Annotated in this window: 17 protein-coding genes; 11 read left to right on the plus strand and 6 right to left on the minus strand. The window is 71.1% G+C overall.

The window, feature by feature from the left end:
* Positions 1 to 127: 127 nt before the first annotated feature.
* The 3 genes from OHT21_RS36675 (at position 128) to OHT21_RS36685 (ending at position 3,658) form a co-directional block, all read left to right on the plus strand.
* Positions 128 to 826, plus strand: a complete 699-nt coding sequence (locus OHT21_RS36675) for a class II aldolase/adducin family protein (protein WP_328772573.1) — start codon at positions 128 to 130, stop codon at positions 824 to 826.
* 100 nt (positions 827 to 926) lie between these two features.
* A complete protein-coding gene (locus OHT21_RS36680) occupies positions 927 to 2,054 on the plus strand; it encodes an alpha/beta hydrolase family protein (protein ID WP_328772574.1) in 1,128 nt (375 codons plus the stop codon).
* 200 nt (positions 2,055 to 2,254) lie between these two features.
* Positions 2,255 to 3,658: a hypothetical protein gene (locus OHT21_RS36685; RefSeq protein WP_328772575.1), complete on the plus strand. Its 1,404-nt coding sequence runs from the start codon at positions 2,255 to 2,257 to the stop codon at positions 3,656 to 3,658.
* 44 nt (positions 3,659 to 3,702) lie between these two features.
* Here OHT21_RS36685 and OHT21_RS36690 read toward each other — a convergent pair whose 3' ends face one another.
* Positions 3,703 to 4,116 carry a VOC family protein gene (locus tag OHT21_RS36690; RefSeq protein WP_328772576.1) on the minus strand — a complete coding sequence of 138 codons (414 nt, stop codon included), beginning with the start codon at positions 4,114 to 4,116 and terminating at the stop codon, positions 3,703 to 3,705.
* A 291-nt stretch (positions 4,117 to 4,407) separates the two neighbouring features.
* Between OHT21_RS36690 and OHT21_RS36695 the strand changes: the two genes are divergently transcribed.
* The 3 genes from OHT21_RS36695 to OHT21_RS36705 all read left to right on the plus strand — a co-directional run bounded on the left by OHT21_RS36695 (position 4,408) and on the right by OHT21_RS36705 (position 7,546).
* The gene (locus OHT21_RS36695) at positions 4,408 to 6,006 is read left to right on the plus strand and encodes an ABC-F family ATP-binding cassette domain-containing protein (protein WP_328774358.1); all 1,599 of its coding nucleotides are present in this window, start codon (positions 4,408 to 4,410) and stop codon (positions 6,004 to 6,006) included.
* 394 nt (positions 6,007 to 6,400) lie between these two features.
* A complete protein-coding gene (locus OHT21_RS36700) occupies positions 6,401 to 6,622 on the plus strand; it encodes a helix-turn-helix domain-containing protein (protein ID WP_006123601.1) in 222 nt (73 codons plus the stop codon).
* Between the two features lie 132 nt (positions 6,623 to 6,754).
* Entirely contained in the window at positions 6,755 to 7,546 is a 792-nt protein-coding gene (locus tag OHT21_RS36705) for an enoyl-CoA hydratase/isomerase family protein (protein ID WP_328772577.1), read from the plus strand.
* A 124-nt stretch (positions 7,547 to 7,670) separates the two neighbouring features.
* On the opposite strand, the gene OHT21_RS36710 is transcribed toward OHT21_RS36705, so the two are convergent.
* The gene (locus OHT21_RS36710; protein WP_328772578.1) at positions 7,671 to 8,417 is read right to left on the minus strand and encodes a nucleopolyhedrovirus P10 family protein; all 747 of its coding nucleotides are present in this window, start codon (positions 8,415 to 8,417) and stop codon (positions 7,671 to 7,673) included.
* Positions 8,418 to 8,506: 89 nt separating this feature from the next.
* Between OHT21_RS36710 and OHT21_RS36715 the strand changes: the two genes are divergently transcribed.
* Genes OHT21_RS36715 through amaP form a run of 5 tightly spaced genes read left to right on the plus strand, consistent with a single transcriptional unit; the run spans position 8,507 to position 10,913 of the window.
* Entirely contained in the window at positions 8,507 to 9,007 is a 501-nt protein-coding gene (locus tag OHT21_RS36715; RefSeq protein ID WP_165342879.1) for an Asp23/Gls24 family envelope stress response protein, read from the plus strand.
* A gap of 60 nt (positions 9,008 to 9,067) precedes the next feature.
* Positions 9,068 to 9,253: a hypothetical protein gene (locus tag OHT21_RS36720; RefSeq protein WP_328772579.1), complete on the plus strand. Its 186-nt coding sequence runs from the start codon at positions 9,068 to 9,070 to the stop codon at positions 9,251 to 9,253.
* Between the two features lie 5 nt (positions 9,254 to 9,258).
* On the plus strand, positions 9,259 to 9,651 hold the full coding sequence (locus OHT21_RS36725; protein ID WP_443050503.1) for an Asp23/Gls24 family envelope stress response protein: 393 nt from the start codon (positions 9,259 to 9,261) through the stop codon (positions 9,649 to 9,651).
* On the plus strand, positions 9,648 to 10,328 hold the full coding sequence (locus tag OHT21_RS36730) for a DUF6286 domain-containing protein (protein WP_328772580.1): 681 nt from the start codon (positions 9,648 to 9,650) through the stop codon (positions 10,326 to 10,328). The genes OHT21_RS36725 and OHT21_RS36730 overlap by 4 nt, the downstream gene beginning before the upstream one ends.
* Positions 10,329 to 10,334: 6 nt before the next feature.
* Positions 10,335 to 10,913, plus strand: coding sequence for an alkaline shock response membrane anchor protein AmaP (gene amaP, locus OHT21_RS36735; RefSeq protein ID WP_328772581.1), 579 nt, complete (start codon positions 10,335 to 10,337; stop codon positions 10,911 to 10,913).
* 27 nt (positions 10,914 to 10,940) lie between these two features.
* On the opposite strand, the gene OHT21_RS36740 is transcribed toward amaP, so the two are convergent.
* The 4 genes from OHT21_RS36740 to OHT21_RS36755 form a co-directional block, all read right to left on the minus strand.
* Complete coding sequence (locus tag OHT21_RS36740) at positions 10,941 to 11,696, minus strand: SDR family oxidoreductase (RefSeq protein WP_328772582.1); 756 nt, start codon at positions 11,694 to 11,696, stop codon at positions 10,941 to 10,943.
* 4 nt (positions 11,697 to 11,700) lie between these two features.
* On the minus strand, positions 11,701 to 13,512 hold the full coding sequence (locus OHT21_RS36745; protein ID WP_328772583.1) for a glycoside hydrolase family 15 protein: 1,812 nt from the start codon (positions 13,510 to 13,512) through the stop codon (positions 11,701 to 11,703).
* Positions 13,513 to 13,941: 429 nt separating this feature from the next.
* Positions 13,942 to 14,736 (minus strand): SURF1 family cytochrome oxidase biogenesis protein, encoded by a 795-nt coding sequence (locus tag OHT21_RS36750; protein WP_328772584.1) that lies wholly within the window; start codon positions 14,734 to 14,736, stop codon positions 13,942 to 13,944.
* 75 nt (positions 14,737 to 14,811) lie between these two features.
* Positions 14,812 to 15,045 carry a hypothetical protein gene (locus tag OHT21_RS36755; protein ID WP_328772585.1) on the minus strand — a complete coding sequence of 78 codons (234 nt, stop codon included), beginning with the start codon at positions 15,043 to 15,045 and terminating at the stop codon, positions 14,812 to 14,814.
* Between the last annotated feature and the right edge of the window lie 110 nt (positions 15,046 to 15,155).

Genomic DNA, 15,155 nt, shown 5'->3' on the forward strand with positions numbered 1-15,155 from the left:
TTGCTCATCGGCCAATTGCTCCGAGTGGGCGTTCTGTTCGTTTCTGCGCCCTTTCGGAGGTGGGTGTTCCGCCCTAAAGTGCCCTCGCCCGCGCCGGGCCCTTGTCCCCGGCTGGCAGGATCGCGGCATGGCTGAACAGCGGTGGGACGCAGGGGACGGGCGGGACACGGAGCGGCAGGGCGCGCGGGACGCCACGGAACGGCCCTGGCGCGAGCTGGTGGCGACGGCCCGCCGGACGGTGTCCGAAGGTCTGGTCGTCGGTACGTCGGGCAATGTGTCCGTCCGCGTCGGGGACACCGTCCTGGTCACGCCGAGCGGAGTCCCGTACGACGAACTCGGGCCCGAGCACGTCTGCGGGGTCGGTCTCGACGGGCGGCAGGTGCTCGGTTCACTCGTTCCGACCAGCGAACTGCCCATGCATCTGGCCGTCTATCGCGCCACCGACGCCCGCGCCATCGTCCACACGCACGCCGTGCACGCCACGGCCGTTTCCACGCTCGTCTCGGAGCTGCCGCTCATCCACTACATGGCCGCCGCGCTCGGCGGACCCGTCCGTGTCGCCCCCTACGCGACCTACGGCACGGAAAAGTTGGCCGAGAACATGCTCGAGGCGCTGCGGAACCGCACAGCCTGTCTACTCCAGAACCACGGCACCCTCACCTACGGCACCACCCTCCACCAGGCCTACGACCGCACGGCCCAGTTGGAGTGGATGTGCCGCCTGTGGCTGACGGCGTCGTCGCTTCCGGGTCACTCGCCGTCGCTGCTGAGCGAGGAGCAGGTGGCGGAGGTGGGGGAGCGGTTGAAGGGGTACGGCCAGCCGTAGCCGTAGGGGCATCGGCTTCCGCTTCTGACAGACCCTGGCCCGCACTTTTCACGGGTCCCTTCGGCTGGCCGACTGCGGGTTCCGTCTGGAGACTGGACCCGTGCGCACTGTGAAAGTGACGGCCGCGGCCGTCACCGCCGCCCTGGCCGCCGGAGCCGCCACCGTCGCGGCCGGCCGCTTCGCGAGCGACGCCGCCCTGAAGGCGTCGCCGGGCCGGCCGCTGCCCACCGAGCCCCGGCTCACCGTGCACGCCACGGCGGCCGGGCGGATCACGCTCACCCGCGCCCTGGCCTCCCAGCGGCCGGGCCTGTACGGCCTGAGCGGCAACGCGAGCCACGCCGTCGTCGGTTCGGTCGTCGAGGCCGCCCCGCACCCCGCCGACACGGTCGTACGCCGACTGGAACGCGTCACCCACGGCACGCTGGAACCCGGCGACAAGGTGTGGTTCACCCCGAACGTGCACATCGGCGACCCGAGCACCGCGCTCGGCCTCGACCACACCGACGTGGAGATCCCCGGCGAACTCGGCGCCCTGCCCGCCTGGTTCGTGCCCGGCGCCCGCGAACCCTGGGTGATCACCGTGCACGGACTGGGCACCACCCGTGAACACCCCATGAACGTCATGGAGTTGCTGCACCGCCTCCGCTTCCCCGTCCTCGACCTCGCCTACCGCGGCGACCCCGGCGCACCCCGCCCACCGGACGGCCTGGGCCACCTCGGCGAGACCGAGTGGCCCGACCTCGACGCGGCCATCCGCTACGCCGTGCGCTCCGGCGCCGAACAAGTCGTCCTGTACGGCTGGTCCACCGGCGCCACCATGGCCGTACGCGCTGCCGCGCACTCCGCGCTGCGCGACCGGATCACCGGGCTCGTGCTGGACTCGCCCGTCCTCAGCTGGGAGTCCACGCTGCGCGCCCTCGCCGCGGCCCGCCGCACTCCCGGCGCCCTGCTGCCGCTGGCCGTCCGCGCCGCCCAGGGCCGCACGGGCCTGCAGGGCGACCGGACCCAGGGCGCCGCCGACCCCGACCTGCTCAAGGTGCCGGTCCTCGTCCTGCACGGCCCGGACGACGCGGTCGCCCCCTGGGCGCACTCCCGCCGCCTCGCCGACCGCCGTCCCGACCTGGTCAGCCTGCACACCGTCCGGAACGCCCCGCACGGCGCCATGTGGAACGCCGACCCGGCCGGTTACGAAGAGGCCCTGCGCCGCTTCCTTACTCCGCTGATGTAGTCCTGGCTTCCCGGCCTCACTCCCCTCCTTGCCTGTTCGTTCCTGTTCTCGCGTGCTCCTTTCGGGCTTCCGGTTGACCGCTGATCACGTGGTTGCCCGGGTCCTGTGAACGCCCGTGGAGCCGTGCGCGCCGGCCACCCGTACGGCCCTCCCCGCCATTCCGTTTGGGTTTTCGGACCGTCAACCGGAAGACTGCCCCCGTGACGTCCCGTATCCCGCGCGACTCCAGGCTCCGACTCGTCCGCTCACGACCCCTGGCCGCCGCTCCCCGAGCGATGAACCAGCGGCGTACGCGCCGACCCGCACCACGCCCGCCAGAGGGCACCCCGGCGCCCGCGGAGCTGGCCCATATGGCGCGCGCCCAGCTCGCCGGCGCGGCCCGTGTCGCCCGCTGGGCCGACGCCGCGCTGAGCCCCGGCCGGGACCGCGACGGCACACCCGCCGACGGCGCCGGCACGCTCTCCGAGGCAAGTGCCCGGCGGGCCGCCGACGACCTGGCCCTGACTCCGGCTCAGGTCCGCGCGGACTGGGACACCGCACGGCTCGCGGGCCTCATCGAGGTGCACGGCGACAGCGCCCGCCCCGGCTGGCGGCTGCGCGCCTGGAACCGCGACGACAGCGCCGTACTGCGCGGCTGGGTCGCTCTCTTCGACGCCTGGTCGCTCGCCTGCCCGGAACCCGAGGACCAGGAGCACGCGGCCGTCGCCGAGGTCGTCTCCGCGATGCCCCAGGTGCTCTCCTTCCTCCAGCTCTCCGCCGGCCCCGTCCCCGTCACCCAGCTCCTCGACCTCCTCGACCAGCGCGTCACGGAACTGCGCACCGAGCGCTGCGAGATCCCGTACGGGCCGCAGCCCGAGCCGGTGGAGGAACCGGCGCAGAACACCCCTCTCGCCCCCCTCCTCGACTGGGCCATGCACGCGCTCGCCTCCGTCGGCGCCCTCACCTGCGCCGACGGCCAGGCCACGCTCACCCCGCTCGGCAGCTGGGCCGTGTGGGTCAAGCTGGAGCAGATCTGCGTCGCCGCGCAGAGCCCCGCCGGGAACATCGAGCAGTCGGCCGAGGACATGCTCCGCGGCTGCGCCCAGCTCCGTCCGAACGCGGCCCGTGACGAATACCGCGCCTGGCTCGCCGCCCGCCCCGTCGGCAGCGCCGTCACCGAACTCCTCGACGCCGCCCGTGGCGAGGACGCCCTGCTGCGCGGCCTTGCCTTCGAAGCGCTGCGCGTCGTCGGCGCCCCCGCCGAGCCGGACGTACGCGCAGTGGTCGACGAGGTCCATCTGCGCCCGTACGCCCTGTTGTGGATCGCCGAGCACGAGGGTCACGACCCCGAGGACGCCCACGAGATCCTCACCCGCGACGAGGCCACCTGGCTGTGGGTGGACACCGCCGCGGCCGTCGCCGACCACGGCGAAGCCCCGCTTCTCGTACGGCACTTGGAGTCCGCGGTGCAGCCCACCGTGCCCGCGCTCCTCGACGAGGTGCGCGCCGTCGGCCACCCCCGCACCGTGCAGGTCCTGGTCGCCCTCGCGGCCGCCCACCCCGACCCGGCCCTGGCCAGGGCCGTACGCCGCGCCGCCTTCCAGGTGCACACCGGAGGCAACTGAGAGCCTCGGCCGAGGGGGCGGGGCGTCGGGCCCCGATGTGGGCGTCAGGCCTGTATCTCTGGGGAGTACGTGCCGAAGCTCCAGATATTGCCCTCCAGGTCACGGGCCATGTAGTCCCGCGATCCGTAGTCCTGGTCCGTCGGGGGCATGAGGATCTCCGCCCCGTGATCGACGGCCCGCTGGTGGTGTGCGTCGATGTCGTCCACGACGACATACACCCCGGTGTGCGTCGCGCCCTTCATCGCCTCGTCGAAGCGGCCGCCGCGGCCCCTGGAGCCGAGCATCACCGCGCCGTTGCCCTGCACCAGCTCCGCGTGCAGCACCGTGCCGTCCTCGCCCTCGTACACCGACGCCTCCGTGAAGCCGAAGGCCTCCGTGAGCTGCCTGATCGCGGCCTTCGCGTCCCCGTACAGCAGCGTCGGAAAGATGCTCGGGCGTCCGCCTGCCGTGCTCGCCATGGCGATCACTCCCTCTCGCCTCGTCGCCGGAATGTGACCGGATACCTGATGTGACCTGCTGAATGTGGCCTGCTTCCCAGTCTTGCACCAGGTACTGACAACGCCCCTCCGAGCGGGAATCCCGGGGACGACCAACTGCCGGGCCGCAAAGGTGACGTAGAACATGCGCACACAGAAAAACTGCTTGCAGACCCCCGTTAGACTGGCCCCATGGCCATTCTCCTCGCGCATTAGACGGCGTGATTGCCTTCAGCCGCCCACCCCGTCATCGACCTGCCCTGGAGTCTGTCCGTGATTTCCGCCTCCGGTATCGAGCTGCGCGCCGGTGCCCGCATCCTCATCGAGTCCGCCACCTTCCGCATCGCCAAGGGCGACCGCATCGGCCTGGTCGGCCGCAACGGCGCGGGCAAGACCACGCTCACCAAGGTCCTCGCAGGTGAGGGCACGCCCGCCGCGGGCACCGTCACCCGCTCCGGCGAGGTCGGCTACCTCCCGCAGGACCCGCGTACCGGCGACCTCGACATGCTCGCCCGCGACCGCGTCCTGTCCGCGCGCGGGCTGGACACCCTGATCCGCAAGATGCGCGACAACGAACAGCGCATCGCGAACGGCCAGGGCGCCACCCGCGAGAAGGCGCTCAAGCAGTACGAGCGCCAGGAGACGGAGTTCCTCACCAAGGGCGGATACTCCGCCGAGGCCGAGGCCGCCACCATCGCCGCCGCGCTCAACCTGCCCGACCGGGTGCTCGGCCAGCCCCTCCATACGCTCTCCGGCGGTCAGCGCCGCCGTATCGAGCTGGCCCGCATCCTCTTCTCGGACGCCGACACCCTGCTCCTCGACGAGCCGACGAACCACCTCGACGCCGACTCGATCGTCTGGCTGCGCGACTACCTGAAGAACTACCGCGGCGGCTTCATCGTGATCTCCCACGACGTCGATCTCGTCGACACGGTTGTCAACAAGGTGTTCTACCTGGACGCCAACCGCTCCCAGATCGACGTCTACAACATGGGCTGGAAGCTCTACCAGCAGCAGCGCGAGGCCGACGAGAAGCGCCGAAAGCGCGAGCGGCAGAACGCCGAGAAGAAGGCCTCCGCCCTCCACTCGCAGGCCGACAAGATGCGCGCCAAGGCCACCAAGACCGTCGCCGCGCAGAACATGGCCCGCCGCGCCGACAAGCTGCTGGCCGGCCTGGAGGCCGAGCGCAAGTCCGACAAGGTCGCAAAGCTCCGCTTCCCCGAGCCCGCGCCTTGCGGCAAGACGCCGCTCACCGCCGAGGGCCTGTCGAAGTCGTACGGCTCCCTGGAGATCTTCACCGACGTCGACCTCGCCATCGACAAGGGCTCGCGCGTCGTCATCCTCGGCCTCAACGGCGCCGGAAAGACAACCCTGTTGAGGCTTCTCGCCGGCGTGGAGAAGCCCGACACGGGCCAGGTCGTCGAGGGCCACGGTCTCAAGCTCGGTTACTACGCGCAGGAGCACGAGACCCTCGACCCGGACCGCACCGTGCTGGAGAACATGCGCTCCGCGAACCCCGACCTCGACCTCGTCGAGGTACGCAAGACGCTGGGCTCCTTCCTGTTCTCCGGCGATGACGTCGACAAGCCGGCCCGGGTCCTCTCCGGCGGCGAGAAGACCCGCCTCGCGCTCGCCACCCTCGTGGTGTCGTCCGCGAACGTGCTTCTCCTCGACGAGCCGACCAACAACCTCGACCCGGCCAGCCGCGAGGAGATCCTCGGCGCCCTGCGCACCTACAAGGGAGCCGTCGTCCTCGTCACCCACGACGAGGGCGCCGTCGACGCACTCCAGCCGGAGCGGATCATCCTGCTGCCCGACGGCGTCGAGGACCTGTGGGGCGCGGACTACGCGGACCTCGTCGCCCTCGCCTGAGCTCCGTTCGGCCCGGGAGGCCTCCTGCCGGAGGCGGTGCCCGGGTCAGCGAGGCTTGATCGAATGACTGATCAACTGCGTATGGATCATTCGGCTCATCCGTGATCCATCATCTGTGTGAGATCTCCTCGTACCGAGGTGTGTCCTACACGGATTTCGCGACCGGGCCCTCGGCCCGCAAGGGCCCGGTCGCCCCGCTCCGCTGACCTGGACCTTCGCGTGTGAACCCGTTCGGCCGTACGGACACCGCCGCCCGGAATATCGGATTCCGCTCGTGAGGATGAGCTTCCGCGACTCAAAGCTTGTCCTACGGACCTTGCCGAATGGGTGGCCAGGAAGCTCTCGAGGGGTGATCATGAGAAGTCCAGAGCGCACTTCCCATGAGGAGGCACGGGTGGCCGAGACTCTGAAGAAGGGCAGCCGGGTAACCGGCGCCGCGCGCGACAAGCTCGCGGCAGACCTGAAGAAGAAGTATGACTCCGGTGCGAGTATCCGGGCACTGGCCGAGGAGACCGGCCGCTCGTATGGCTTCGTCCACCGGATGCTCAGCGAGTCGGGTGTCACGCTCCGAGGGCGTGGCGGAGCGACCCGCGGTAAGAAGGCCGCCTCGGCCTGAAGCCGGGCGGCTCCTTGTTCTCCGATGGTGGCCACCCGGTCGGTCGGGTGATCGGCTGGGTGGTTACTGTGCAGTCACTTGAGGGTGCGTACGTACGGCACCCGCTCTGACCGCACGCATCGGAGGCGCCCCATGGCTTCGCTCGACCCGGTACTCGACAAGGACGGCGTACGGCTCACCGTCGACGAGGCGATCGCCACGGTGACGCTGACCAATCCGGCCAAGCGCAATGCGCAGAGCCCCGCTCTGTGGCGGGCGCTGGCTGAAGCGGGGCGGCTGCTGCCGGGCACCGTTCGCGTTGTCGTGCTGCGCGCGGAGGGCATGTCCTTCTCCGCTGGGCTCGACCGGCAGGCGTTCACGCCCGAGGGGTTCGAGGGCGAGCCGTCGTTCATCGATCTCGCGCGTGGTTCCGATGCCGAGCTCGACGCGACGATCGCCGGCTACCAGGAGGGTTTCACCTGGTGGCGCCGTAGCGACATCGTGTCCATCGCCGCCGTCCAGGGGCATGCCATCGGGGCGGGCTTCCAGCTCGCGCTGGCCTGCGATCTGCGTGTGGTCGCGGACGATGTGCAGTTCGCCATGCGCGAGACCAGCCTCGGGCTCGTGCCCGACCTCACGGGGACGCATCCGCTGGTGGGGCTGGTCGGGTACGCCCGTGCGCTGGAGATCTGCGCGACGGGGCGGTTTGTGACGGCCGAGGAGGCCGTGAGTACCGGGCTGGCGAATCTGGCCGTGCCGGTGGGGCAGTTGGATGAGGCGGTACGGGACCTGGGGGCGGCGTTGTTGGCTGCGCCGCGCGATGCGCTGGTCGAGACGAAGGCGTTGCTTCAGGGTGCCGTTGACCGCACGTACGAGGACCAGCGGGTCGCGGAGCGGGCGGCGCAGGGGCGGCGGTTGCGGGACCTTGCCGGGGTTGGCGACTAGGCGCTCCGCTGGAGGGCCGGTTCTGAGCTGCGGGTGCGTTGTGGTTGATCGCGTCCGCGCGGCGGAGCCGCAAATCGATACAGCCCCGCGCCCCTGATGGGGCGCGTCTGACTGGGCCCAGCGCTCAGTCCGTCACCCCTGTGATCAGCACTGCCACCGACGCGTGGTCCGGCAGGGCTGCACTTGCCGCCTCTCGGACCTCACGGGCTACGTCCAGTGTGCGGTGGCTGGCGTGGGCCTCGAGCTCGATGCGGACGTGACGGCGGGGAAGCGTCGTCTCACCTGGCCGCTCCTCGATGTGCACAGCCCGGCCCAAGCCGGCGAGCGCGCCCGTCAGGCGGGCTACCCCCGGCACAGCCAGCGCTGCCGAAGCCACTCGGGACTCGTCGTCCGCCTCCGGCTCCGTGGGACGTTGGGGCTCATCAGGGCGTACATCCGACTCGTCGTCCTCCGTAGCGCCCGCCTCCCCCTCCTCCAGCAACCCCGTCACCCGTAGATCCACTTCCGTGACCGTCAGGCCGAGCCGCTCCGTCGCTGCCTCGGCGAGGGTCGCCCGGAGGCGGGACGCGACGGCGGGGAGGGGTTCGCCGGTCGCGAGGGTGGCTGTGAAGTCGGCGCTGATGCGCAGTGGACCCGGCGGCAGGGCGCTCGGCGGAGGCGGTACCGCCGGTTCGTGCGTTTCGTTCGGGTCGGCGAGTGCGAGCCGTAGTGTGCCGAGGTGTGCGCCTGGCACGCGGCGTGCGGCGTGGCGCAGTACGGACTCGGCTGCCCGCTCCGTGATCCAGGCGCCGTCGCGCGGGCCGCCCAGCGGGAGGAGTCTGCCGAAGCCGAGCTGACGTCGTACTGCCCGGGTCCACTGGTCCACCATCATTGCTCCAGCCTGCCGCAGCGACTGGTGCGCTGCCGTGCAACCACACTTAGTGTGAAGGAAGGAGTACCAGCCGGAAGGGACGCAGGGCGATGACGGATGTGACGCAGCGGAACCGGACGGAGAACCCCGAGGCCGAGAAAGGGGCGCCGGATGTACAGCCCCGCAGCAGGCCCAGTGTGACCAAGCGCGGTGGAGGCGACCCGGCTTCCCGGGGACGTACGACCATCGCGGATGGTGTGGTGGAGAAGATCGCCGGGCTCGCGGCCCGCGATGTGCTCGGAGTGCATGCGATGGGCAGCGGGCTCTCGCGCACCTTCGGAGCGGTGCGGGACCGGGTCCCGGGCGGTGCGAAGTCCGTGACCCGGGGTGTGAAGGCCGAGGTCGGAGAGGTGCAGACGGCGCTCGACCTGGAGATCGTCGTCGACTACGGCGTTTCGATCACCGAGGTCGCCGGCGCCGTGCGCGAGAACGTCATCTCGGCCGTCGAGCGGATGACGGGCCTTGAAGTCGTCGAGGTCAATATCGCGGTCAGCGATGTCAAACTGCCGGAAGAGGAAGAAGAAGGAGAAACGGAGACCCGGCTTCAGTAGCACTCGCCAGTAGTACCCGTTAGCAGTACCCGCCCCCCTTGATGCGCAGAGGAGCGCAGCATGAGTATGGCCGCGATCGGCATGATCGCCGGAATGGCGCTGGGCTTCGCCGGATACTTCGGCGGGTTCGGTGCCTTCCTCCTCGTGGCGGCCCTCGGCGCCGTCGGCTTCGTAGTCGGCCGCTTCCTTGAGGGCGACTGGGAAGTCGGTGACTTCTTCCGTACCCGCGGCGACCGGCGGCGGTGACGCACGTGAGCGGTGAGCTCGCCGCGGCGGGGGCACCCCTCCGGCCGGGCAGCCCCGGCGGGACCGTCGCACCCGCCGCGCGCGGTGCGCTCCGTATCGCCGACCGGGTCGTCGCGAAGATCGCCGCGCAGGCGGCCCGCGAGGCCCTGGACGTGCTGCCCCCGGAGGCCGGACCGCCGCACGCCACGGTCGTCGTGCACCACGACACCGCACGCGTCCGAGTCGGCCTCGAACTCGACTACCCCTCCGACATCGGCGCCCAGTGCGCCGCCGTGCGTCGTCAAGTCACCCAGCGGGTAAGGATGCTGGCGGGTATGGAGGTGCCCGAGGTCGCCGTCCAGGTGGAGCGCCTGCACTCGGCGCAGGCACGCGGCGCGGCACAGGGGAGGACCCAATGAGCGAGTCCCAGGGCTCCGAGCGCACCCGTCAGCTGCCCGTCATCGAGAAGGCCGCCGAGAGCGAACTCGGCCAGTCCGCGTCCGCGGCGGACTACGACCCGCTGCCCACCGCCGACGACACGGACGACGGCAACGGCCGCTTCTGGTCCCTACGCCGTGTCCCCGCGGGCATCATCGCGCTGCTGGTCCTGGCCGGCGCGGGCCTTCTGCTGTACGACATCGTCTCCGTGCGCTTCGACCGGCCCGCCATGGCCTGGCGCAGAAACCTAGCCCGGGAGCTCGCCGAGCGGCCTCTCGACGACATCTGGGTGCTCGTCGGCGCCGGGGTCGCGGCCGCTCTCGGCGTCTGGCTGCTGGTTCTCGCCGTGACGCCCGGCATGCGGGACGTACTGACGATGCGCCGCCCCCACACCGACGTACGGGCCGGTCTGCACCGGGGCGCGGCCGCCATGGTGCTGCGTGACCGGGCCATGGAGGTCTCCGGGGTGCGCTCGGTACGGGTCCGGGTGAGGCGGAGGAAGGTCACTGCGCGGGCGGTGTCGCACTTCCGTGAACTGGACGATGTACGGGCTGACTTGGATGCCGTGCTCGCCGAGGGCATCAAAGGGCTCGGGCTGGCCCGGCGGCCCGCCCTTTCGGTGCATGTCGCGCGGGCGAACAAGAACCGGAAGGGGTGACGTCCGGTGCTGAGGATCGTGAACCGTGTTCTCGTCGGGCTCGCAGGTCTGCTCCTGATCGTGGGCGGCGGCTCCGTGCTCGCCGTCGGTCTCGGCCTCGAACCGCCCTCGTGGTGGGTCCATGACGGGCAGCGGGACGTGCTGCTGAGCGACACGGGCCGGACCCGCTGGCGGGACGAGGGCTGGTGGTGGCCCACCGTCATCGCCGTACTCGCCGTCGCCCTGCTGCTCGCCCTGTGGTGGCTGACAGCGGTACTACGACGGCGTCGGCTGGCCGAGGTGCTCGTCGACACCGGCGACGGCGAGGGGGCACTGCTGCGCGGGCGCGCCCTGGAGGGCGTACTGACCGGCGAGGCGGGCGCACTCGACGGCGTGCAGCGTGCACACACGGCGCTGACCGGCAAGCGGACCACCCCTCAAGCACGGGTCCACCTGCTCGTCGAACCACATGTCGACCCCGGCGACGCGCTGCACGGCCTGACGACCCAGGCCCTCGCCCACGCCAGGGACTCCGCCGGCCTGGCCGCGCTGCCCGCCGAGGTGCGCCTCCGCGGGGTCAAACACCGGGCGGAACGGGTGAGTTAGGGAGCCAAAGGGGCGCGCCCTCCGCTGCTAGAACCCGCGCCGAGCGCCGCCGTCGACAGGAACCATGACCCCCGTCAGATACGACGCGGCCGGTGACAGCAGGAACGCGGCCGTCCGCCCGAACTCCTCCGGGGTGCCGTAGCGGCGCAGCGGGATGCGGGACTCGTTGGCCGCGCGGGTGGCCTCCGGGTCGGGGGACAGGCCGTCGAGCTGGCGCAAGCGGTCCGTGGCGATGCGGCCCGGAAGCACGCCAACGACGCGGATGCCGCGCGGGCCGAGCTCGTCCGAGAGCGACTTGGCGAAGCCCGCGAGACCGGGACGCAGGCCGTTGGAGATGGTCAGGCCCGCGATCGGCTCGTACACCGAAGTGGAGAGCACGAAGCCGATGACCCCGCCCTCGGCCAGCTCCGCGGCGGCCGCGCGGGCCAGCCGGACCGCGCCCAGGAAGACCGACTCGAACGCCGACTGCCACTGCTCGTCCGTGTTGTCGGCGGCGAAGCCGGGCGCCGGGCCGCCGACGCTGATCAGGATGCCGTCGAAGCCGCCGAAACGCTCCCGTGCGGCCGCTATCAGGCTCGTCGCGGCCGCAGGGTCGGCGTTGTCGACGGCGACTCCATGGGCGTTCGGGCCGAGAGCCGCGGCGACCTCGGCCACCGTCTTCTCGTCCCGGCCCGTGATGATCACTTTCGCGCCTTCCGCGAGGAGTTCCCGCGCGGAGGCATTGCCCAGGCCGCGAGTGGCCCCGGTGACGACGTAGACACGGTCCTTCAGTCCAAGATCCATGCCCCTATCCTGCCCCCTCCTCGCCGAACAGCGTGAGGGCGGTGCCCACCAGGCCGATATGGCTGAACGCCTGCGGGAAGTTGCCGAGCTGACGGCACGCGACGGGGTCGTACTCCTCGGACAGCAGCCCCACGTCGTTGCAGAGCGCGAGCAGGCGCTCGAACAGCTCGCGCGCCTCCTTCGTACGCCCCGTCAGATGCAGCGCGTCCGCGAGCCAGAACGAGCAGACCAGGAATGCGCCCTCATGGCCCGGCAGCCCGTCGATCACCGTCTGGTCCGAGGAGTACCGGCGCAAAAAGCCGTCGTGCGCGAGCTCGTCGCGTATCGCGTCGATCGTGCCGGTCACCCGCGGATCGTCCGGCGGCAGAAAGCCGGTACGGGGGATGAGCAGCAGCGAGGCGTCCAGTTCGCGGGAGCCGTAGAACTGCGTGAAGGTGTTCCGCTCCGGGTCGTAGCCGCGCTCGCACACCTCGCGGTGCACCTCGTCGCGCATCGCGCGCCAGTGGTCCGGGTCGCCGCTCAGTCCTGGGTTCTCCTCCAGGGCGCGGACGGTGCGGTCGGCGGCCACCCACGCCATGATCTTCGAGTGCACGAAGTGGCGGCGCGGACCGCGTACCTCCCACAGGCCCTCGTCGGGCTTGCGCCAGTTCGACCGCAGGAACTCCATCAGGGCCAGCCGCAGACTCCACATGTGCGGCTTGGTCGGCAGGCCCGCGCGCAGCGCCAGCGACAGAGAGTCGATGACCTCGCCGTACACGTCGAGCTGCAACTGGCGTACGGCGTCGTTGCCGACCCGGACCGGACGCGAGCCCTGGAATCCGGGCAGCCACGGCACCTCGTACTCGGGAATCCTTCGCTCGCCCGCGAGCCCGTACATGATCTGCAGGTCCGCCGGGTCGCCCGCCGCCGCGCGCAGCAGCCAGTCGCGCCAGGCCTCGGCCTCCTCCTGGTAGCCGCAGGCCAGCAGCGCGCCCAGGGTGAGCGTGGAGTCGCGCAGCCAGCAGTAGCGGTAGTCCCAGTTGCGTACACCGCCGACCTCCTCCGGGAGCGAGGTGGTGGGCGCCGCGACGATGCCGCCGGTCGGCGCGTACGTGAGGGCTTTGAGCGTGATCAGCGAGCGGACGACCGCGTCCCGGTGCGGGCCCCGGTATCGGCAGCGGGCCGCCCACGCCCGCCAGTCGTCGACGCTGGAGGCCAGCGCCTCGTGCGGGTCGATGAGCGGGGGGCGCGGCTCGTGCGAGGGGTGCCAGGTCATCACGAAGGCGACCTTCTCGCCCTCGGCGACCGTGAACTCCGAGTGCGTGCTGTAGTCCCTGCCCCAGGTGCGCACCTTGGGTTCGCTGCGCAGCCACACCGAGTCCGGGCCCGCCACGGCCACCCGATGGCCGTCCGACTTGCGCATCCACGGCACGATCGAGCCGTAGTCGAACCGCAGCCGCAGGGCGCTGTGCATGGTTACGCGGCCCTCGAGCCCCTCGACGACGCGTACGACGTCGGGGGAGCGGTCGCGCTGCGGCATCAGGTCGGTGACGCGCACCGTCCCCTCCGGGGTCTCCCACTCGCTGTCGAGCACGAGGGAGTCCTGCCGGTACGCGCGCCGAGTGCAGGCCCCCGCTCCTTTCGGCGCGAGCCTCCAGTGACCGTTCTCCTCGTCCCCCAGCAACTTCGCGAAGCAGGCCGCCGAGTCGAACCGGGGCAGGCACAGCCAGTCGATCGAACCGTCCCGCCCGATCAGGGCGGCGGTCTGATGGTCGCCGATCAGGGCGTAGTCCTCGATGGCGGGGACGCGTGGCTTGGGCTCGTTCGATGAGTGCACGGGGGACGGGTTCCCGTCACGGCCGGTGACCAATCAGGGTGGGAGGCGTGTCGGCAGTCGGGGATGTACGGCCGACCGGTCTCGTCTCTGGCAGCCGCGGCCGCGCGGTGGCCGGTCTCGCTTCCGGCGGCTACGGCCGCGCGGTGGCGGGTCTCTTCTCTGGCGGTCACGGCCGCGCGGTGGCGGGTCTCGTCTCTGGCGGTCACGGCCGCACGGTGCCGGTGTTACCTCGTGCGGTCAGGGCCGTACGGTCGGTCGGTCGGTCTCGCCTCGGGCGGCTGCGGCGGCCGCACGGTGGCCGGTGTCACCTCGTGCGGTCGGGCCATACGGCGGCCATGTCGCTTCCGGCGGTCCGCCTGTCGGGCGGCTGGTGTCGCTTCCGGGCGGTCCGCCCTATGGGGCGGCTGGTGTCGCTGACGGGCAGTCCGCCTACACAGAGGCCGTTTCCGCCGCCTCCGGAGTGTCCGTCTTCGCCGCGGCTTCCGCCCGGTCCCGGCGCTCACGGCGGACCAGGATCACCCAGCCCACGGGGACGCCCAACGCGAAGAGCCACCACTGGATCGCGTACGCGTAGTTCAGTGCGGCGTCCTCGTCGCCGGGCTTGCCGATCAGTTCCGGGGAGTTGCCCTTCGGTGCGAGTGCCGTCTGCACGATGTAGCCGCCGACGACCTGCTCGCCGAGGCGGCTGGCCTCCTGCTCGCTGTTGATCAGCATGATCTGCCGGTCCGGCAGGCCCTCGAGGTCCTTGATGCCGCTCGCCTCGGTCGTCTCGTCGGGCATGAGCCGCCCGGTGACGGTGATCTCGCCGCGGGGCGGTGCGGGGATCTTGGGGAACGCCGTCTGGGTCGGGGCCCCGGGGACCCAGCCCCTGTTGACCAGCAGGACCTTGCCGTCCCCGAGGACGAAGGGCGTCAGGACGTGGTAGCCGACCTCGTCGTCGGAGTTGGTGCGGCGGCGGACGACGACCTCGTCGTCGGTGTCGAAGCGGCCCTTCGCTGTCACGCTGCGGTACCGCTCGTCGGTGGTGACCGTGTGTCCGGGGGAGGTGAGCTGCTCCACGGGCACCGGCTTGGCGTCCAGCGCCTCGGCGACCAGCTCGTTCCGGGCGGTGCGCTCCTCGTAGCGGTGCATCTGCCAGAAGCCCAGCCTGATCATCGTGGGGATGAGGAGCAGGGCGACCAGCGTGAGGATCACCCACTGCCGGGACAACAGGAAGCGGTACACCCCATTGACGTTACCCCTGCATGAATCGGCCCTCGACGGAGGGTCCGCCGAGGGCACACGTACGAAGGGGCCGCCTCACACTTTGTCGATGATCCCCACCTTCCCCTCCGAGCGGGCGCAGTGCGCCCCGCAGAACCACTGGCCTCCGACCTCGACTCCCTGGCCGATGATCTGGACGCGACAGTGCTCGCAGATGGGTGCCATCCGGTGGATGGCGCAGGCGAAACAGTCGAAGACGTGTACCGCGCCCTGCGCGTGCACCTCGAAGGACATCCCGTAGTCGTTTCCGCAGACCTCGCAACGTGCCATGCGCCACAGAGTGGGCCGCTGCGACGGCACGGGCGAGCGGCCACAGGGCGAGTCGCCCGCCAATCACCCGTACGCCCGGATCTCTCGTCGTACGCCGGGACCTCTTGCCG

Origin of the sequence: Streptomyces sp. NBC_00286, assembly GCF_036173125.1 — a bacterium.
GTDB lineage: Bacteria > Actinomycetota > Actinomycetes > Streptomycetales > Streptomycetaceae > Streptomyces.